The sequence below is a fragment of the Simiduia aestuariiviva genome (genome assembly GCF_014192475.1).
In the GTDB taxonomy this organism is placed as follows: domain Bacteria; phylum Pseudomonadota; class Gammaproteobacteria; order Pseudomonadales; family Cellvibrionaceae; genus Simiduia; species Simiduia aestuariiviva.
In genome coordinates this window covers 78,063-98,387 of sequence record NZ_JACHXZ010000002.1, presented here as the reverse complement: position 1 = coordinate 98,387, position 20,325 = coordinate 78,063, and the positions used below count along the sequence as shown (strand labels likewise).

The 20,325-nt window shown below is 53.6% G+C and carries 14 protein-coding genes and 2 tRNA genes; 7 read left to right on the top strand and 9 right to left on the bottom strand.

What is annotated here, in order from left to right; all coding sequences use genetic code 11:
- Positions 1–5: 5 nt before the first annotated feature.
- From smc to FHS30_RS05975, 3 genes are all read right to left on the bottom strand, one after another.
- Positions 6–3,515, bottom strand: coding sequence for a chromosome segregation protein SMC (gene smc / locus FHS30_RS05985; protein WP_183909427.1), 3,510 nt, complete (start codon positions 3,513–3,515; stop codon positions 6–8).
- Between the two features lie 180 nt (positions 3,516–3,695).
- Entirely contained in the window at positions 3,696–4,907 is a 1,212-nt protein-coding gene (gene ccmI / locus FHS30_RS05980; protein WP_183909425.1) for a c-type cytochrome biogenesis protein CcmI, read from the bottom strand.
- A 3-nt stretch (positions 4,908–4,910) separates the two neighbouring features.
- The gene (locus FHS30_RS05975) at positions 4,911–5,378 is read right to left on the bottom strand and encodes a cytochrome c-type biogenesis protein (protein WP_343048928.1); all 468 of its coding nucleotides are present in this window, start codon (positions 5,376–5,378) and stop codon (positions 4,911–4,913) included.
- 178 nt (positions 5,379–5,556) lie between these two features.
- Here FHS30_RS05975 and FHS30_RS05970 point away from each other — a divergent pair.
- The 4 genes from FHS30_RS05970 to FHS30_RS05955 all read left to right on the top strand — a co-directional run bounded on the left by FHS30_RS05970 (position 5,557) and on the right by FHS30_RS05955 (position 7,214).
- Positions 5,557–5,632 (top strand) — tRNA-Val (locus FHS30_RS05970).
- Between the two features lie 46 nt (positions 5,633–5,678).
- A tRNA-Asp gene (locus FHS30_RS05965) sits at positions 5,679–5,755 on the top strand.
- Positions 5,756–6,159: 404 nt separating this feature from the next.
- Positions 6,160–6,651, top strand: a complete 492-nt coding sequence (locus tag FHS30_RS05960) for a Spy/CpxP family protein refolding chaperone (RefSeq protein WP_183909423.1) — start codon at positions 6,160–6,162, stop codon at positions 6,649–6,651.
- Positions 6,652–6,758: 107 nt separating this feature from the next.
- Positions 6,759–7,214, top strand: coding sequence for a DUF6491 family protein (locus tag FHS30_RS05955; RefSeq protein WP_183909420.1), 456 nt, complete (start codon positions 6,759–6,761; stop codon positions 7,212–7,214).
- 363 nt (positions 7,215–7,577) lie between these two features.
- Here the strand turns inward: FHS30_RS05955 and FHS30_RS05950 are convergent, their stop codons facing one another.
- From FHS30_RS05950 to FHS30_RS05925, 6 genes are all read right to left on the bottom strand, one after another.
- Positions 7,578–8,198 (bottom strand): PEP-CTERM sorting domain-containing protein, encoded by a 621-nt coding sequence (locus tag FHS30_RS05950; RefSeq protein WP_183909418.1) that lies wholly within the window; start codon positions 8,196–8,198, stop codon positions 7,578–7,580.
- Positions 8,199–8,586: 388 nt separating this feature from the next.
- On the bottom strand, positions 8,587–9,345 hold the full coding sequence (locus FHS30_RS05945; RefSeq protein WP_183909416.1) for a PP2C family protein-serine/threonine phosphatase: 759 nt from the start codon (positions 9,343–9,345) through the stop codon (positions 8,587–8,589).
- A gap of 1 nt (position 9,346) precedes the next feature.
- Positions 9,347–10,879 (bottom strand): Hsp70 family protein, encoded by a 1,533-nt coding sequence (locus tag FHS30_RS05940; RefSeq protein WP_183909414.1) that lies wholly within the window; start codon positions 10,877–10,879, stop codon positions 9,347–9,349.
- A gap of 273 nt (positions 10,880–11,152) precedes the next feature.
- Entirely contained in the window at positions 11,153–13,981 is a 2,829-nt protein-coding gene (locus FHS30_RS05935) for a bifunctional serine/threonine-protein kinase/formylglycine-generating enzyme family protein (protein ID WP_183909412.1), read from the bottom strand.
- A gap of 143 nt (positions 13,982–14,124) precedes the next feature.
- Positions 14,125–16,104 carry a bifunctional serine/threonine-protein kinase/formylglycine-generating enzyme family protein gene (locus FHS30_RS05930; protein WP_183909410.1) on the bottom strand — a complete coding sequence of 660 codons (1,980 nt, stop codon included), beginning with the start codon at positions 16,102–16,104 and terminating at the stop codon, positions 14,125–14,127.
- 15 nt (positions 16,105–16,119) lie between these two features.
- The gene (locus FHS30_RS05925; protein ID WP_183909403.1) at positions 16,120–17,697 is read right to left on the bottom strand and encodes a hypothetical protein; all 1,578 of its coding nucleotides are present in this window, start codon (positions 17,695–17,697) and stop codon (positions 16,120–16,122) included.
- Positions 17,698–17,808: 111 nt separating this feature from the next.
- Here FHS30_RS05925 and FHS30_RS05920 point away from each other — a divergent pair, with 111 nt between their 5' ends.
- From FHS30_RS05920 to FHS30_RS05910, 3 genes are all read left to right on the top strand, one after another.
- The gene (locus FHS30_RS05920; RefSeq protein ID WP_183909401.1) at positions 17,809–18,684 is read left to right on the top strand and encodes a hypothetical protein; all 876 of its coding nucleotides are present in this window, start codon (positions 17,809–17,811) and stop codon (positions 18,682–18,684) included.
- Positions 18,681–19,532 carry a hypothetical protein gene (locus FHS30_RS05915; RefSeq protein WP_183909399.1) on the top strand — a complete coding sequence of 284 codons (852 nt, stop codon included), beginning with the start codon at positions 18,681–18,683 and terminating at the stop codon, positions 19,530–19,532. Before FHS30_RS05920 ends, FHS30_RS05915 begins: the two co-directional genes overlap by 4 nt.
- Before the next feature lie 101 nt (positions 19,533–19,633).
- Complete coding sequence (locus FHS30_RS05910; RefSeq protein WP_183909397.1) at positions 19,634–20,197, top strand: LPP20 family lipoprotein; 564 nt, start codon at positions 19,634–19,636, stop codon at positions 20,195–20,197.
- The last annotated feature ends 128 nt before the right edge of the window (positions 20,198–20,325 follow it).

Below are 20,325 nucleotides of genomic sequence, written 5' to 3'. Positions count from 1 at the left end.
CGACATTAAGACGCCGCCAATTCTGCAGCTTCTTCGACGTCCACCGTTACCAAGCGAGATACACCGGGCTCATGCATGGTCACGCCCAACAGCTGATGAGCCATCTCCATCGCAATTTTGTTGTGGGTAATATAGATAAATTGCACGTGTGCCGACATCTCTTCAACCATGCGGGCGTAGCGGCCCACGTTGGCGTCATCGAGTGGCGCATCAACCTCGTCCAGCATACAAAATGGTGCTGGATTAAGGCGGAAGATGGAGAATACCAAGGCAATCGCCGTAAGCGCCTTTTCACCCCCACTGAGCAGGTGAATCGTACTGTTTCGTTTGCCCGGTGGTCGCGCCATGATGGCAATACCGGTGTCTAAGAGATCTTCGCCCGTCAGCTCCAAGTAGGCATGACCGCCGCCAAAAACTTTGGGGAACAACTCTTGTAAACCGCTATTGACCTGATCAAAGGTTTCTTTAAAGCGAGTACGCGTTTCACGATCAATTTTGCGGATGGCATTTTCGAGGGTCTCGAGGGCCTCCATGAGATCGCCGTTCTGGGCATCCAAATAGTTTTTGCGCTCAGACTCGGTTTTGTATTCATCGATGGCCGCCAAGTTGATTGGACCAAGGCGCGTAATACGATTGCCAATTGTTTCCAACTGAGCCACCATCGGCGCCTCTTCTGCATCACTTGGCAGCTCGGCCAGCAGCGTTTCTAAATCAAAGTCTTCTTCTTTCAGCTGGTTTTCAAAGCCTTGTTTTTGCACTTCCAGCGTTTGCGCCTGAATGCGCTCCTGCTCCAAGTTTCCACGCACTTTCTGCACATCCTGCTCGGCGCGATTGCGCTGCTGCTCCACTTCGCGCAGTGAATGCTCCACCGTTTCAACGGCTTTGCGCGCATCACCTAACTCAGCTTCGATGGTTACGCGCTTTTCAAGCAACGCTTCCAATTCGAGTTTGTATTCTTCTATGGGGTCGTGGTTGTCGGCAAGCGCGGCTTCCAATTGCTCACGGCGCTCAACCAATCGAGCAGACTGTTCCTGCAGACGCCCCATACCCGCCTGAATCGCACTCAACTGGGTGCGTAAACTTTGCACGCGCATGGCCAACTCATGGCTGCGGTCTTTATCGTGCCGGGCTTTTTGACGCGCTTCATCAAGGCGGGCTCGAATGGCGTCGCGGCGCGTCATCAACTCTTCGCGCTTGCCGGTGTCGCGCTCCATGGCATCGATGGCCTCTTCCAAGGTCATACGCGCCTCGGACAAATGCTCGGCCTCTAGCTCCATTTGTTCGCGGGCTTCAGCCACTTCGCCAGCAATGCGTTTTTTGCGCTCGAGAATTTGCTCAACGCGCACCTGTTTCGCCGACAACTGGGCCTTTAATTCACTGAACTTGCGGCTGTGCTCGTCCAAGCTGCGGCGCAATTGTTCGCGCGTTTGCTCTAGTTCTTTTAACCGCTCTCGCCCAAGTTGCTGCTGCTCGGCCTCAGTGGAGACGGCAGTTTCCAGCGCTTCGATATCGGCCGCCAGGGTTTCTAGCTCTTGCTTGCGAGCGATCACACCGGCTGTGGCGTCGTTATCGCGCACCACACGCAACCAATTGGGGCCAATCCAGATGGCATCTTTAGTAATTACCGACTCGCTGGCAGACAAGCTAGCGCGCAACGACAACGCCTCAGCCAAGGTCTCTACGGCGTAAACCTGCCCAACCAATGAGGCGATAGACACTTCGGCTTCGATAAAGCTGTCGAGCGAGACAGCTTTATCGCCCGATACTGGCTGCACCTTGGCACCGCTATCCACTAGCAGCAGCTGCCCCTGTGTTAAACCATCCAGCACCTCGGCCACGGAATCCAGGCCTTGCGCGCACACAGCCTGTAAATTGTTGCCCAGCACGGTTTCGACGGCTTTGTCCCAACCGTCTCGCACGCGCAGACCTTCCGCCAAACGCGGCTTGTCTGCCAAGTCGTGATTTTCGAGCCAGCGGGTCACGGCTTTATTCTGCTCACCCAAGGCTGCCTGCTGCAGCGCCTCTAGTGAGGCGTGGCGACCGCGCAGGGTTTGCAGCTTGCTCTTCTTTTCATCCAAGCTGTTATTGAGCTGGTTACTGGTCTCGCGCAAGCTGTTGATGTCTTCGCTGACCTGCTCATTGCGATCGCGCGCCTCTTCACCTTGCAATTCGAGTTCGGCCAACTGCTCGGTTAAGGTTTCAATCTCTTCTTCTACATCACCGGCTGTGAGCTGTGACTTTTCATCTTCCAGCTTGCGGATGCGTTCCAACAGCCGGGTCTGCACCTGCTCTAAATGTTGGATGCGCGACTGCTGAACCTCTGCGCGCTGGCGTGGCTCAGACGCCTTGTGGTTAAACTCATCCCACTCCATTTGCCATTGCTGCATCTGCTCTTCGGCTTCCATCAGCATTTCACTGGAGTTGTCGCCCGCAGATTGAACCAAGTCTAATTCGGGTTCGATTTCCAGCAGCTCGGCCTGCCAGCCCTCGGCCTTTTCCGCATCCAAGCGCAAGTGCTCTTCTGCTTCTTTGCAGTCGCGGCGGGTTTGATCCAGATCCACGGTGAGTTGACGCACCCGATCTTGGGCGTGACTGATGCTCTGCTCAATGCGGGCAATATCGGAGCCGATCGCATAGTAACGGCCCTGCACTTCGTTGAACTTATCGCCCAGCTCAGTGTATTGAGCGCGGTATTTTTCAATTTGGGTGTCTTTGTTGACCTGCTCGGAAACAAAGGCTTCAACCTGAACTTCTAACTCTCGAATAGCGCTGCGTTTGACGGTGACTTGCTCCGCCAACACGCGATAGCGCAACGCCTGCAGCTGGGCTTTGAGTTCGCGCTCTTCCTTTTTGAATTCCCCGTATTTTTCCGCCGCTTGGGCCTGGCGTTCAAGGCGTGCGATCTGGCGCTCTAGCTCATCGCGAATATCGGTCAAACGTTCGAGGTTTTCATGGGTCCGGCGAATCCGGTTCTCGGTATCGCGTCGACGCTCTTTGTACTTAGAGATACCCGCCGCCTCTTCGATGAAGATCCGCAAGTCCTCTGGGCGCGCTTCAATCAAGCGCGAAATCATACCCTGCTCGATAATGGCGTAAGAGCGAGGCCCTAAACCGGTGCCTAAAAAGATGTCGGTGATGTCGCGACGGCGGCACTTGTTGCCATTGAGGTAATAGAAGTTTTGCCCTTCGCGGGTCACTTTACGGCGAATTGAGATTTCAGCGTAACTCGCGTACTCCCCCACCAACTTGCCTTCAGAGTTATCGAATACCAGCTCAATGGAGGCCTGCCCAACAGGCTTGCGGCCACCAGAGCCGTTAAAGATGACATCGGTCATGTTCTCGCCGCGCAGATTCTTCGCGGAGGACTCGCCCATTACCCAGCGCACGGCATCAATAATGTTGGATTTACCGCAGCCATTGGGGCCCACGACGGCACCGAGATTCGATGGGAAGTTAACGGTGGTTGGGTCTACAAAGGATTTAAACCCAGCCAGCTTGATACATTTGAGCCGCATGCAACAGTTTCACTCTTGGTCTCAGTGTCAGTAAGTCACTGATTTTTTTAATATTTATGAACGCTTCACCGGTGGAGCCCAGGCGCGCTTGAGGCGTGTAAGTGGCGCTCCCTGCCGGTCGTATGTGACGCCCGAAGATGGGGCGATTCTACACAGATGTAGGCCCCTTTTCACCCTGCCTTAGCGGACTTGCTCACGCACCGTAAGCGCCAATGACACAGGCCCCTCGGAAAGTGAAACCGGCCCCTCTGCTACCTGCCAGTCACCCGCGCTGGCCACGGGATTGCCCGATGCAGAAACCCGCACGACCACCTCTAGCTGACCGGCTTTGGCGAGCGAAGTACCGGCCATCATCGCCTTGCTGTCATCGAGCACCACCGAAGTAGGCAGCTGATCGATGCTCAGCCGCTCAATGGCCAGCGGCATCTTGGCCCCCTGCCATGCGCGCACATACACAAACACGGTTTGTCCCTGTCTGGGAACAGCATCCGCGAGCGCCACACTTACCTTAATAGATTCGGGCCCAGCGGCTTGCTCGGCAGCATCTGTCGTCGCAGGCGCCGATTCACCCAGCGCCGCACGAGCCCGCTCAACGCCGCCCTGCAACGCCTGATACCCAGGGCTCTCTGGCTGAGTCGCCGCCAGCGCCAGCTGCCAATGGTCAATGGCAGCCTGATATTGCCGCTGTTCAAAGGCCGCGATACCGGCCAAGCCCAACGCGGTGGTATTGTTGGGTGCCAAGCTGAGGGCTCGCTCCGTTATTCGCTGCACCTCGGGTGTCATTTGATTGTTTGACGCCAAAAACAAAGCCTGCGCCATTTCGGCAATCACTGAGCCGGCTTCGGGTTCGCGGTTAACCACTTCCAAATAGGCCATAGTGGCATCGGCATAGCGGCCCATATCCATATAGAGGCGCGCCAAGGTAAACCAATTTTGAGCGTTGTCTGGCTTCTCATCCAACCTGGCCCTCAGTAAATCGGCTACCGCCTGCGCATCTTCAGGGCCCTGCATGGCCTGCATCTGGTCGCGCAACAGGACATCCTGACTGGCCCCCTGCGACCAGTACCAAGCACCTCCCACCAACGGCACTAACACCGCGCAAACTAACAGCAGCCGCTGTCCACCAGGGACAGTGGTAGCCTGGAGCGCGTCACCGTCGGTATCGCTCAGCAGGGACAATTTCAATTCGTCTTGCATTGCGCGATGCGCCTCGACGTCCAGCTCACCGGCCTGTAACTGAGCATCCAATTCCGCCATGCGCTCGTTAAAAATATCGATATTCGTGGCACCGCGGGCACGGCCCATATCGGCGCGATGTACCCAAAGAGGCCAGAGCACGCACCCTGCAGCCACCAACGCCAAACCTGTGGCGGCAATCCATAAACCTGTCATTGACTACTTTTCCTGATTAGAATCGTGAATGAGTGCATCCAAGCGCGCGCGCTCTTCATCACTGAGGGCGACCGTTTTGCGGCTACTTCCGCGGGCAATTAAAATCACAATGATTGCACCGAGCAGCAATAACCCGATAGGTGCGAGCCACAACAACAAGGTGCTGCGCTGCATGCGGGGCTTATAGAGAATAAAATCGCCATAGCGCTCCACCATAAACGCCACCACTTCGTCATCGGTTTTACCTTCCTGCAACAGACGGTGTAGCTCCCGCCGAAGGTCGGTGGCAATTAGCGAGTCTGAACCCGCTAAATTTTGATTTTGACACTTGGGGCAACGCATTTCTTCGACAAATGTTTGATAGCGCGCACGCAACTGCTCGTCTTCAAACTCATAAACGTCAATCGCCGCCTGCGCAGAGCACATAAATATCAACCCGAAGGTCAATACCTGAACCACCTTATTAATCACGTCAACGCCTCTATTGGATCGCAGTGGGCGGGGAGTATAACAACGCCCCCGCCACGCGCCTACGCCTGCTGCGGACATTACAACAGGCACGCAGCAAGCCGTTACCCTGCCCGAAAAAGCTTCAGAATGTAGTTGACCGACCCAAAATTATCAGTAGAATACGCGGCTCTTGAACACCGGGTGGTTAGCTCAGTTGGTAGAGCGGCGCCCTTACAAGGCGTAGGTCACAGGTTCGACCCCTGTACCACCCACCATATTTGGCAGTGCTTAACGCCGTTAATCACGCCACACCGGTTATGCGGACCGGTAGTTCAGTTGGTTAGAATGCCGGCCTGTCACGCCGGAGGTCGCGGGTTCGAGTCCCGTCCGGTCCGCCACTAAATAAAATAGCCTCGACCTTGTCGGGGCTTTTTTATGCCTGCAAAAAAACACGCTGAGGACGGGCGAGAACCCGCGTACGGGGTCGACCAATTTGCCTGGAGCAAATTTGGGCAACGGCTATGCCGTTGGGGCGCAGCCCCGAGGGCAGGATGCCCGAGTCAGTCCCGTCCGGTCCGCCACTAAATAAAAAAGCCTCGACCTTGTCGGGGCTTTTTTATGCCTGCAGAAAGCACACTGAGGAGGGGCGAGAACCCGCGCACACCTCACCCCTCACCCCTCACCCGTACAACACACCCTGACTGACACTCCCGCTAAATCAAATTCTTTCCGTATACTGTCAACCAATCGCAGCCTACACCGTTGTATATAAGTTACCCCTTGATCGCCGGAGACAATAACAATGCAAAACGCTTATCGCTGGATACTGGTCGGATTAACCGCCCTGTGCTTTAGCCACGCCAATCTGGCCCAACCCGCAGATGATGCCGACATCGAATTTCTTGAGTTTTTAGCCATGGGCATGGCCTCACCTCAAGATGAAGCGAGAGACAAACTCAACAGGTTTGGCGAGCGACTAAGCATTCGACCAGATCAACAAGGCGCCTGGGATGCGTTCACCCAGCACGTATTAACGACGCAAGCCGCCAAGGCCGAACGCCAGCGACAACGGCAGGATGCCATGCGCGCACGCACCTCGCCGATTACCGCCGTTGAAATCGCTGAGGCACACATCGACAACTTACAACAACAACTTGCCGATGCTGAGGCCAACCACAAGGCGCTGACACAAATCACCGCCGCATTGGATAGCGATCAACAGGCACTGTTCAACGAAGCCATGCGCGCGATGGTAGGCAAGAAACTTCAAGCCTTAAAATCCCTCAGGCAATAGTGGTCCATTCGCGAGGCGGGCGGGAACCATTCGCCCGCCCGGAGGTCGAATGACAGAGGAAAACAGCTCACTTACACCGATCCCTATTAATCACTCGAGGCTCAACCATGAACACGCTGACACGCCTGCTAACCATCGCTCTCCTGCTCTGCGCAAGTGGCAGTTTGTGGGCACAAGGGCCTGTTGATTACACCTACCCAGACCTCAAAGAAGTGCGCGACTTTCGAAAAGCCAGTATTAATGGTTGGTCGCAGATAAATGATCAAGTGCTGTTAGTGAGCGCGGGCGCCAGCCGGCAATACCTTTTAGTACTGAGCCGCCCAGACCGCGACCTCACCTACAGCCATGCGCTTGGCTTCACCGATAGCAACGGCCGCGTCAGCGCCAAATTTGACAAAGTGTACGCCACCAACAACCACACCATGATGCCCAATCCCATCAAACGCATCTATGAAGTGAAAGGCAAAGAACAAGCAAAAGCCGCTCGCCAATGGACGCTCGAACAAGCCTGCGCGCAACAATCCGACGAAAGTCGAGCCTGTAAAAAACTGCACAAGCAATAACCGCCCACACTCAAGATTTAGATCACACAAACAAAAAAGCCCTCGTACATTCACATGAGGGCTTTTATAGGGTGTTGCCAATATGAAGGCGAAAACTGCCACCCCATGTTGTTTTGCGGAGGCATCCAACTACTGAAGATAAAATACGTAATCGCGCCATAGAGCCATCTTTGGCTGTGTGAGCAATATCGTTAAGGACTTAGTTGATTTGGCTTCGATTTTATGGTGCTTGACCCCGTAAACCTGATGCTTTGATATCGAAAAATAAATATCCAACTAACTTTCAATTTAAAATTGAGATAAGAAATTTAGGTGACCGCTTTTGCTTAGTAGCTAGCTAACCACCTAAACCAAGCACAATAATTAACGGCGCCTAAGCATAGAAACACCGAACAAACCAAGTACAAAAAGCAAGATTGATGCAGGCTCTGGAACACTATGTGCGCGGAAGTTTGGACCAAAAACGCCAGGCTCTACCAGACCATAGGCACCCGGCATCGAAAAGCTTGCAGAGTTTGATGCCAAGGAATCCAAATAATTGACGCCAGCCATTGTCGTGAGACCCGTTACAGAAGCCATTACAACATCAGGGTCACTGTCAGTATAAAAAGCACCTATTACATAATTACCAGCGACCAAAGTAATCGCGGTAATATCTTCAAATAGCCAATTACCTAATCCAGATGCGGACGCTGTGGCAACACTTGCATTAGTAACTGTAGTTTGGGTTAACAAAGTGCCCCCTGCATCCCACAAACCCACTTGATGTCCTGCCGCCAACCCATTGCCATGTCGGTCGAAGATACCAAGACCATCAACCGCGATGGTTGAGGTCACTTCGAATGACCAGCCAATATTATTAAAACTACCAGAACCATAAGTATCGCCACCGGTGAAATCTGCGCCGATGACTGTTGCCTGCGCGGCAGAACCAAGCCCAAGCATGAAACTAAATACAATTACCTTTAAATTAAGAAACTTCATAATCCCGTCGCTCCTTGAGAAGATAAGTAAAATAAAAACCATGATGGCCTATAAATGCAAAACCAATACCACAAATTCAAAGTCATGATTTTATTGACGTTTATTTACTTATACAGATAGAAAACTAGATACATGTAAAAGATATCGACATATAGAAAATGTCCGTGAAACCGTAGCAGATCCAATACGACCACTGGCGCGGTGTCCTCGCATAATCCTGTGGCGCTATGCCCTAGAAGATTCACCCGGCGAACGGGGCGCCCGTAACGCCGAGGAGAGGTTGAGCACCTAGATCTGGAAAAAGGCTCTTCCGTGGCCTATGCGGCCAAAATTATAGACAGGGTGAGCCCATTGCCCTAAATTTTGAGTCTGATTGATTAGGTCCAAATTAGCGATTTATGAAATGGCTCTTCAATCGCTTTAACCAACGAGCCAACGGTCCCGGCTGAGCACGCAACAAAATAAAGCTGAAGTTGTCACTGGCATCGGTGGCCAGTACGGCGCGGTGTAATGCCTCTGCACAATTGGCTAAATCGGCATTACTGCCTAAACATTGGGCAATCTCAGCGTCACTTAAAAAATCATGTATGCCATCGGTACAGAGCAGCAGCAGGTCATCTGCGTTGGCCTTATGAGTCTGTTCGCCAACACGCAACCGGTGCAAATTTGCTTGCCCCAGCGCCTGATTCACTAAATTCTTTTTGGGGTGTACTCGCGCCTCCTCGGCACTCAAGACTCCTCGGTCTACCATATCTTGCACAAAAGAATGATCGCGGCTGAGCTGGCCTAGCTGGCCATTGCGCCATAGGTATACGCGGCTATCGCCTACCCAGGCTATTTCCAACTGCCGGCCCACCGCTTGCGCTGCAACAACCGTAGACCCCATGCCATGCAACATGGGTTCCGATTGAGCTTTCGCTCGCACGGCGTCATGAGCGCGCACCACCGCGCGTGCAAGTGGCTCACCCTCCGTGCATAACGCCGCAATAGTCTCGCATACCAGCGCACTGGCAACATCGCCACCGGCATGGCCACCCATGCCATCGGCCACTATCCATAAGCCTTGGTTATCTGTGGCGAGCACAGCATCTTCATTGCGTTGGCGCACAAGGCCTGCGTGGCTGCGATGAACACTGACCCACGACATACTATTGATTGATACTCAGGGCGTTAATCCAAGCCTGCTGATCGAGCAGCGCGCGATCCATGGCTTCAGTATCTTTATCCATCACCTGTTGTATCTGTTTTTGGGTTTCGGGGTCACGTGCAGTAATCACCACGCAGCCTTCCAAGTCATAGGCCAACTCAATTTCAACAGGGTATTGAGCGCGCGGGTTGTCGATGGCAAAGGCGAAAAAGCCAAGGCTGTTTTCCTCTATGCCCTGTTCACCTTCGCGCTGTTGCACCGCCTCAATGATCAAGCGGGCTTGATCGGCACGGTTGGTATAAAAAGTAGTGCGTGCGGCGGCGGGCACCGGCGTATTTTTACTCACCAATACTTTTACTGTGGGCTGGCCGTTAGGCCCCATCACGCGAATGCCCAAATCGTAAGCGCAAATCGTCTGTAATTTTTTAGCGCCGCCGGTGCCGGCAAATTGCTGTGCCGCCAAAATGGCGGCGCCATAGGCCACAGCCTGATGAGGTTGCTTACACACCAACTGATCCTTAGGCCTACCACTGGCGCGGGCCAATTTTTCTGGCACCAATGGCAATAGCGACGAGCCACCGGTGAGCAAAAGCGTATCGATAAAACTCCACTCCAATCCCGCCGCCTGCAAACAGCGCTCGCACACGGCAATGGTTTCATCCACAAAGGCACTGATCATTTGATTGAATAAATCGCGCGTCAGCACAAAATCCAGTGTGCGACCAGCCAAAACAAGGGTTTTGCTAATGCGGGTTTTGCCCGGCTTTACTAAGGTCAATTTGGCTTCGTGAGCAAAGCGCCGCAAGATCATGAGCGTAGCTTCATCGGCGGGCCGCTCGCCGTGTTGGCGCTGATATTCATCGAGAATAAAGTCCATAATGAACTCATCCACGCGCATACCACCGTGCTGGTTACTGCCTTCTGTCGCTAAAGAATACAGACCATCATCACCCACTTGCAGCACCGTGGCATCAAAGGTGCCACCACCCAAGTCATAAACAAACAACGTCTGCTCGCCACCCTTGCGGTTAAAGCCGTAAAAGGTAGCTGCCGCAACGGGCTCATCCAATAATTTTACCCGCGCAAGGCCCGCCAACTGCGCAGCTTCACGGGTAGCCCTGCGCTGCGCATCGTTAAAGTTAGCGGGCACTGTAATTAACGCACCACCCACTTCGTCATGGGCAAAGGCCTCAACATCATTGAGCAATTTTTTTAACACCAAGGCCGACAAACTTTGCGGCCACCAATTGCGCTGCCGATGATCGCTGTACACGCCTTTTGGCTCACCCATGGCCAACTTAAAAAAGCGCGCCTGGGAAAGTTCCGGTTCGTCATCCAGAATTTCTTCTAACGCCGACCCCACGAAACAGCCTTCATCGCCAATGTGCACAACAGATGGCGTGCGAAATTCATTGGCGTCGTGAAAATCCGGGAACAGCGTTGGCTGACCATGATCATTCATATACGCCACCAATGAATAGGTGGTGCCTAAATCTATGCCGAGGTATAGCAAAAAAATCTCCTTTACAGCCATGACATTGCACGTAGACCGATCAGATTCGACCTATTCACAACCTACGACACTACCGCCTAATAAATCTAATATTTCCTAGGCTTTTTGCTTATGGATACGTGTCACTTTTTATTTACCGATCAGCACAGCAAGATAGGCGCAAACAAAAATGCCATATCACAACGCAGGATGTGATTAATGATAGCGTAATCCACCTTTTAAATATCATTTGAGCCAACCGTTTCGTTATCGGCGCAATACGCGCTGCCAGTGTACGCGCTACAAAAAATACCCTTACAAATCCTGGACTAGCCGGAAGCCAAAATCAATTGAGCGAGAGGAAGCGGCGCCCGCGTTACGGTTAGCTGAGCGCACTCCGTCCGAATCACTGTATAAAGAGCCACCACGTAGCCCCCGCATATTGCAATTGCCGCCAGGCCAAACGTCGCCAGTTTTCGGTGCACCTTGGTAGCTCTTATGCCAACAATCTGCCACCCATTCCCAGACATTGCCGTGCATGTCGTACAAACCAAATTCGTTCGGTGCAAAGCTTTTTACCGGTTTGGGATTGGTACTCCAATCATCACCACAACCTTTACACTTGGCGCGGTTCGAGCCCACTGAGTTCCCCCATGGATAATCCGTTGTAGAACCTGCTCGTGCTGCGTATTCCCACTCCGCTTCACTCGGCAACCTAAAACGCTGACCTGTGGTTTTGTTTAACCACGGAATATAGTGGTTAACAATATCTACATAGCTGACGTTTATTATTGGCGAATTAGCTTCACCCCAACCATTGTCTCCGCCATCACGCCTGTTATCTGAGCAAGCACCGGCATCAATACACGGCTGGTATTGCGCCCAAGTCACCTCGTGCGCTTGCATCTTAAAAGCGCGAATGCTTACTGTCCGCACAGGCCTTTCTTCGGCTTCACCGTTCCCCGTTAGATCGCCCATGCGAAAGCTACCCGCCGGGATGGTAACCAGCTCCCCTACAACTGTTGCAACGAGGCGCGCTTGCTCTGCTGCTGCAGCCGCAGCGGCGGCGCGAGCACGCTCTGCAGCCTTCTCGGCGGCACGTGCACGTGCTGCAGCGGCGGCCCTCGTGCGCTCTGCCTCTGCCGCCACTCGCTGTCTTTCTATTCTTGCAACATTTTCGCGCTCATTGTTGATTGCCTGTTGCCATTGCTGCGCAGCTTGTTGGTATTTTCCCATTGCGGCACTTAATAAACCCCTGATCGACTGCTGCACGGCGTTGTCTTCTAGGCTTTTCGCCGTGATGACTGCGGCATTATCAGTCAAGCTGTATTTGCGTTTTATGGCTTGCCATTCGGCTTTTACCGCGGCTGCGGCTTTGCGCTCTTCTTCGGTGCGCTTTATTTCTCGCAGTGCAGACTGATAGTGGCCTATGGCACCTATTATCGCGTTCCGCTGTCGCGTGAATTGGCCGGCCTGCCCCGTTTCAAGGGCAATTTGTGTTTGCTCTTCTGCAGATTGTACAAATTGACCTGCGCCGTATTGACCAGCACGGGCCGCAGACTGCCAATTAGATTTGGCGAACTGCAACTGGGTGTGATACGCGTAAGTCGATTCTGCCGCGGTAAATTCCTGCCACAGTGCTTTGTAGCCTTCGCTCACGGCAGCAATGGTCGCTTGCGCTTGCTCAAAGGCATTTTCGCGCAGCAGGGTTTCGGCCATGCTGAGCTGGCCTTCTAACTCGGTGATTTGATTGCCACCAAAAATGGCGCGCTCGGTAATATCCTGCCAGTGTTGCAGGGCGACCAGATTTTTATCGCTATTGCGCTGGGCGTCGCGCACGTCGCTATCTAATTGCCGGCGGCCGCTTTCTAAGCGTTGTTTGTAGACTTTAATTTCGCCTTGGGCTTTGGCCACGTTGGCTTTTTGCGCGGCAATTTCTTCTTTGCTTTTCGGTAGCAGTGAGGCCCAATCTACCGAGCCGGAACTTAGTAGGCCGCCTACGCCTAACAGTGCAATCAATACGCCGGCGGCTAGGCCGATGTTTTTCCAGGGTAAAGCGGGCAAAAAGGCGCCACCTTTATTGCCGAGTACCACTAAAAATTGTTCTATATCGGCAAAGCGACTATCGGGCTTTGACGCCAATCCTTGATGAATGGCGGCCACCATTTTCTTTGGCACATCTTTGCGGTGTTGGTTGAGGGGTTCAATCATGCCAGCAGGCACTTCGCCGCTTAACAATTCATACAACATTACCGCCAAGGCATATTGATCGGCGCGCCCATCAATATCTTTTTGGCCTTTCAGTTGTTCGGGCGCCATGTAGTAGGCGGTGCCCATGGCGGCGCCGGTTTTGGTGCGCTGGCTGGCGGATTGCACTTGGGCAATGCCAAAGTCCATGAGCTTGTAGTCACCGTCTTCAGTGAGCCAAACATTTTCTGGTTTTAAATCGCGGTGAACCGTGAATTTGTGGGCATAGGTCAGTGCAGCACCGATGGCAGCGGCGATTTCCTGAACTTCTTCCACAGTGAAGGGCTGGCGTGCCAGCGCGCGATTTTCCATCACTTGGCGTAGGTCTTGGCCTTCTAGCAACTCCATGGTGAGAAAATAAAGCTCACCGTCGTTTTGCACATCGAATACGTTAACGATATTGGGGTGACTTAACTGCTGCGAGATGCGCGCTTCATTTAAAAATCGCGCTCGTGCCGACTCGTTTTTAAATAATTCTGGCAACAACACCTTTAAGGCAATGTCGCGCCCCATGGATTGATCAAAGGCGCGATACACCGCCCCCATACCACCGGCGCCAATGTGCGCTTTGATTTGGTAGCGGCCGGCCAGTGTTTGGCCTTCGGATAACAGCGCGCGACCTTCTGTAGCGGCGCCCATGCCCGGCAAATCGGCGAGTTTTGTTTGGCTTAAAGGTGATGGATTCTTTGATACTGGCTCGTCGATAGTTCTAAGCAGCGCCTCGGCCTCATCCAATTGCGTCAGCATTTGCGAAAATTTTTCCTTTAATGCATCGGTGGGTGCAGCATCGTATTTTTGTTGAATTTGCGTACGTTTTGCGGCCAAAGCGCTTTTGATGTCTTCAGCGTTGGCATTGGGTTCGATGCTCAACATTGCCAGAGCTTGCTGCTTATCCATAGATATCGATCTCTTTTTTATTAACCATTGCCACTCAAAACGTAGAGTGGATTAACGCCAGCGTAATCCACCAATTACAATTTCATTAAATTCGCCAAACCCATTTCGGTGCAACACGCATTGCTATTGCAACCTAAAGGCTTTTAATCGTGCACAAGCCTAAACCCTAGATTTGTACGTCCCATATCGCCAAACGTTTCACGTTTGGCTGAGCGAAGATCACTCGGTTTTGCATCCCAAGATCCTCCACGCACAACATATAAGCTAAAGTTCGATTTTGTTATCCAAGCACTGCCATCAATTGGTGCACCTATATAGCTATCGTGCCAACTATCTTGCGTATACTCCCATACGTTTCCATGCATGTCATACAGCCCGTACGCGTTGGGTGCAAAGCTTTTTACAGGGAGTGTACCTTCAGGCTCATCACCACACTCACCCCCGCTTCGATACCCATAGCGAGCCTGATCACAGTTAATCGTGCTACCCCACGTGTAATTTAAACGGCTACCCGCGCGCGCTGCATATTCCCACTCTGCCTCTGTTGGCAACCTAAATCTTTTTTTACTTACCATACTCAACCAAGAAATATAGGACCTGATATCCCTAGCACTCACTTTGATGACTGGCCGATTGCCCTTGCCCCAACCATTGTCACCGTCACGAATAGCGCTGCAGCGGTTTGCTTCAATACAAAGTTGATACTGCGCCCAAGTGACTTCATGCTCTTGCATCCAAAAGGCGTTAATATTCACCCGATGCGAGGGTTTTTCGTTACTCTCGTCGCTGCCCGTTAAATCGCCCATAACAAAGCTTCCTGCAGGCACTTTTACCAAAACTCCCGTTGGATTCTTGCGCGCTGCCTCAACCGCTGCAGACTCCTCAGCATCAGTCGCTGCCTTATCAGCATCATATGAATATATTGCGAAGCCCATCACCCCAAAAACAAGCGTCGCCACCAAAACGCCTGCTGCTATTGCTACTTTTTCCCACGATACCGCGGGTAATGAATCGCCGCCTTTATTCCACGCCCCCGCTGGTATCGAATTGCTACCTTTTTCTTCAAGCGCAGCTAATAATGCATCAGCATTGGCAAAGCGCTCATCGGGATTAGATTGCAGGCATTGCATTACTGCGTTGGAAAATGACTTTGATACATGGGGGCAGCGTTCGCGCAGGGGTTTGATTACGCCGGCAGGCACTTCGCCAGCGGCCATTTCGTATAACAGTACGCCAATAGCATAGAGGTCGGCGCGGCCATCTAAATTTTTAGCGCCGCGAATTTGTTCTGGCGCCATGTAGTAGGCGGTGCCCATGGCCGCACCGGTTTGGGTGCGCTGACTTGTGGATTGCACGCGGGCAATACCGAAATCCATCAACTTGTACTCACCCTCTTCCGTAAGCCAAATGTTTTCCGGCTTAATATCGCGATGCACGGTGTATTGGTGGGCATACCGCAAGGCGGCACATAATTGCTTGGCCACATCGAGCAGCTCGGCTTGGGAGAATACTTGCCGCACTAACGCGCGGTTATTCATCATTTGGCGCAGGTCTTGGCCCTCTAACAACTCCATCACAATAAACCAGGTGTCACCGTCTTTTTGAATGTCGTAAACATTGACAATGCCTGGGTGGGACAGCTGCTGTGATAGCCGAGCCTCGTCGAGAAAACGCTCTAGCGCTTGCGGATTGCGCGTTAAGCCTGGCAGCAACAGCTTTAACGCCACCGGCTTGCGGGTATTGGTATCAAAGGCTTGATAAACCGCGCCCATACCACCACTGCCCAACAACGCACCCACCTGATACCGGCCAGCCAATTCCGTGCCCGGCTCGATTATGAGACTTTCACTGGCATCAGGCCCCATACCCGGCAAATCTGCCAATTTAGTTTGACTTAAGGGTGATGGATTTTTTGAGGCAGGTGCGGCAGTTGATGAGAGCAGCGCCCCGGCCTCATCCACTTGCGCCAGCAACTGCGCGAACTTTGCCTTTAATGCATCCGTGGGTGCGGCGTCGTGTTTTTGTTGGATTTGCGTGCGCTTGGCGGCAACGGCCCGGGCAATGTCGGCGGCGGTTGCGCCTTCGGTTAACCCCAATAAGGCGAGTGCTTGTGGTGCGTCCATGAGTTGCCTCTTTTTTTATTTGATAATCAGTTGGCCGGTGCCCGCGGCGTAGCGGCTCATCTGTTGCCCAAGGCCCGCCCCTAAATAGGTGGGGTCTGCCAGTAGGTAATGGGCTTGATTGTGGCTGAATTGTGTACTTCCGTCCAAGCTTTCTGAATCGAGCCCGAGTGCCGCTGTGGACAGCGCTGTGGCGACATGGCCGGGGTAGCGCACGCCAAGCACTTGGGCCCGTAGTAGCGACTTTACCAATGCGGCGTAAAAGAAGCTGCGGTCTTCGCAATCGGCAGCGGGAAAGGCCAGCAATTGCTCTGGCATCAAGTAGTTTTCACGACCAAATTGCTGCTCGTCAGTTAAGTAAGGTAAGCCCTGCACCAGTGCGAGCAAAGTAGCGGCCTGCTGAAGGGGAGATTTGTTTTGCAGGTGTGGCGCTAGGGCGCTTTGAGCGCTGCGCACTAGGTCTGGCGCAAGCGGTGCATTGAAATAGTGAACCAATTCGATTTGGGGATAGCTATTAAAAAAGTGGGCGCGCTCGGCGCTATAGGCCAAGGCCAATTGTTGCGTTTGCGCACCTTCCCGCCATTGCAATGCGCGCACGGCCGAGGAACCCGCAGGCGCCAATGAGTGGGTGAAGGCTAAATCCACGGGCCGACGATGATAGGTAGCGGGCGGATTAAATCCACCGGGGTAAGTGAGTAGTGAACCGGTGCCCGTACCGCGCTCTACTAAGGGATAGTAGTCGTCGCCGGCCACGCGATAAAAAGGCTCAGCAAACACTTGCTGCACGGGGTGATACAACAGTATCAAACGGGGCGCAGCGCCCATGTGCGCAATGTGTACTCCGCCCCGCACGCTCAGGCCCAGCTTGTCGGCCAGAAACCACGCCATAAACGTTTGTTGCTGTGGGTCTTGGGGGGCTAATTTAGCCGCGTAGTTACGCACCAATTGCAGCAGCGCCCAATCGCCACATGCCGCCTGTTTGCAGGCTTGCTTCACATTGGCCAGTACAGGTGGGTAGGCACTTTTCGCCATCGCGGCCCACGCACTCGCAATGGTGGGCGGCGTAAGATCTGTCATGACTGGCAAAATTATTGGCCAACGCGACAACGCCAGCGCGTGGCCGTAAAACGAAATGCTAATAGCATTAACTGGCAGCGCCTTCGTATTGGCAGGCAGCGCCTTCGCATTAGCTGGCAGCGCCTTCGCATCAACCGGCGATGGCGGCGTGACAGCCACTGGCTGGCGGGCTAGTGCGGCCACCGCCGGCGCGGGCTTGGCCGCTGCGGTAATTTCTGGGGCTGATTGTGCGGCCGGTTGCTCGGCAGGCTTTGGGGCTGGGTCGCGCACGCGGGCGGCCACTTGGCGGTACTCTTGCCACGCTTGGCCCAGCCAGCGCACAAATTCGGCATCTGCGGCATCTACAAAACCTTGGTAGTTTTGCGCGCTTTGTTGGCTAAAGTCGTTAAAGCCCTGTTGCTCTTGTTTTAGCCACTGGTCAAAGTCATTAGAAGCAGGCGTGTCTTGTGCCAGCACCGCCACCGAGCTCAACAGGGCAGCACTCAGAGCGCAAACAGGGCCGAAGCGAAAATCAAACATGGCAAAACTCTTGTCAGCGGGTTTTTCTGATAGAGGGACAAATAAGCGACTGGAACAGAATAGCCGCAAACCCTATGATAGTGCGATTAAAAAATAAGCGCTTATGACACAATGACAGATCACACTCCCGACTGGGCCAGCTTGGTTTTTGACCCCACTTTTCTAGCGCGGGTAGATAAACTGGCGCTCAAGCGTTTTGGCCAGCCCGGCCTTGCGGAGGAAGCCGCGAGCTTTGTACTAGAGGGCCTAAGCCAAAATCAATGGGCGGCCTGCACCCATTACAGCGGCCGCGCCAAGCCCCTCACCTACCTACTAACCTTGGTCAACAATTTACTAGAGGCCTTTTCACGCCAACGCTTTGGCCGCCCACGGCCACCCGAATGGCTCAAGCGCGAGGGTGATTTATGGGTACAGCTGTGGGCCAAAGTCTGCCTAGAACGGCAATTGATCCCCAGCGTGATTGATGCCTACAGCAGCTTGCGCGAGCCCGATTTTATTCGTGACATTATCCGCACCATTAAGGCCCGTCTGCCGTGGTGCGGTGAAAGCCAACGCGAAATACCCGCCGATTGTTTTCAGTGCGGCACTGAAGACCCGCACAGCCCAGACATAGAAGACGCCAGCATTGCCCAGCGCTTGGACGAACAGGCACTGGAAGTCACTCTGGCCCATTTACACGCTGTGTTCTTTTCGGCCGATTGTCCCTCTGATGCCAATATGACCAACGCCAATATCGACCCAACCACACCGCGCAACGCCAATTGGCAGGCATTGCGCGCGCAACTAGATTTAACTGCACAAGAACACTTGTTGCTGAAGCTGGTGCACCAAGAGGGTGTAAAACTGAATCAGGTGGCCAAAATACTAGCGATGCCCAGCTACCAACCGGGGCGCTTGCTTAAGGCCCTGTACGCGCGCATTGCTGGCGCGCTAGCGGCGTGCAACATCACCATAGACCACACTCAACTGGGGGGGCCAGACGCATGAAAACGCCACTGCCCCAACCACCCAACACCCCACTTCACGACCACGCCAACACGCTGCTCGCCTTACAGGCATTACAGGGGCTTACCACACCCGAAGGCCCCGGCCCCAGCGCTGAAGAATTGGCGCAGCTCGCCGACGGCGATAGCCAATTGGACGTCAATCGCCGCAATGCCATTTACCAGCACCTCAATGCGGATCCTGCCCTACTTCGTCAATGGTTGGCGCTGACTGAAGCCAGCCAGACACCACAGGCAAGCGCGTCCACACCGTACCCAGATGCCAGCGTGTGGGCGCGCCTTAGCCAGTGGTTTAGCCAACATACGCAATCGCTGCACACCACCGGGCGCTGGCTGACAGCGGGCGCCACTGCAGCCGCATTACTCATTGCTGTACTGCTTTTCAAACCCACCGCCAATGGGCCCGACGCCACCGGCGGCGTGCACCCGCAGCCCCAATACGCATCACTGGATGTAAGCCTACGGCTAAACGCTGCACGGCAAGGCGCCTGGGCCGCACTGGCAACGCTCACCCCGGCTCAAAAATCGATGCTGGCGAAAACCGTACCAGCGGTGTTAACCGCATCAGCAGACTTAGACGAGCAACCACAAGATTTAACTTTGTCGGCAGAACGCGTGTGGGGCCAGCAATTGGTGGCGGCAGTGCTAACCTGCCAAGAAGGGCAATGGGCTCAAGGCGACAAGGCCACACGCTATCTGCGCGCAGAAGCCGATGCCAACCTGACCGCACACTTGGGCGCCGGCGCAATCGCCAACGCACAGGCTGGCAATGCCTGTGCGCGAGCTCCGGCACTGCTCACAGCACTGCTCGCAACAGCCTCACAGGAATAAATGGGGGCCATGGGTGTGCACAAGCCGTTACTTTTTTTCGTTTGGCCCTCTAAACACTGCAGAGACTCAACAACACCGTGATGAATGAAAAGGGAATAACCATGAACCTACTAAAATGCCTAAGCATTGGCCTTGTGATTGCCAGCCTCGCCGCCTGTAGCAGCAACCCTAACAAAAGCACCACCAACACCAAGCTGCCCGACTGGGTCACCATGCCCAATATTGAAGATGGTCTGGCAGAATCCGCCTGCGTGCCCTTTTCCGGTCAATTCACCATCGACCGCGATCAAGCCACGGCCCTTGCCCGCAACAACTTGGTGCAGCAAATAGAAATTAAAGCCGCCAGCCTCACCAAAACCTTCGCCCACAAAACCGACACCAAAGACGGCTCCAACGTTGGTGCCAACTTTGAAACTAGCGCCCGTCAAATCGCCGAGGCCACACTGCGCGGCACCAAGGCCGAACGCGCCGATATTTTTGAACTGAACAAACAGCAACAACTGTGCGTACTTGTCACACTCAGAGATCAAAGCCTGGATATCATCGCCGATCAAATTGCCACCCAATCGGGCGCCACCTTAAGCAGTGACGACAAGCGCGTGATTGCAGAGGAGTTGAAAGCGAAAAAAGGCCAGCAGGAATTGCAACGCGCCATCGACAATTAAGTAATTTGTAATTCAAATACAGTGCAACATCGTAGGGTGGATTAGCGACAGCGCAATCCACCTTTTTTCAACTGCAACGATGCGACTTAGGCTTTATCGGTGTAACACGCCTTGCTATTGCACCCAAG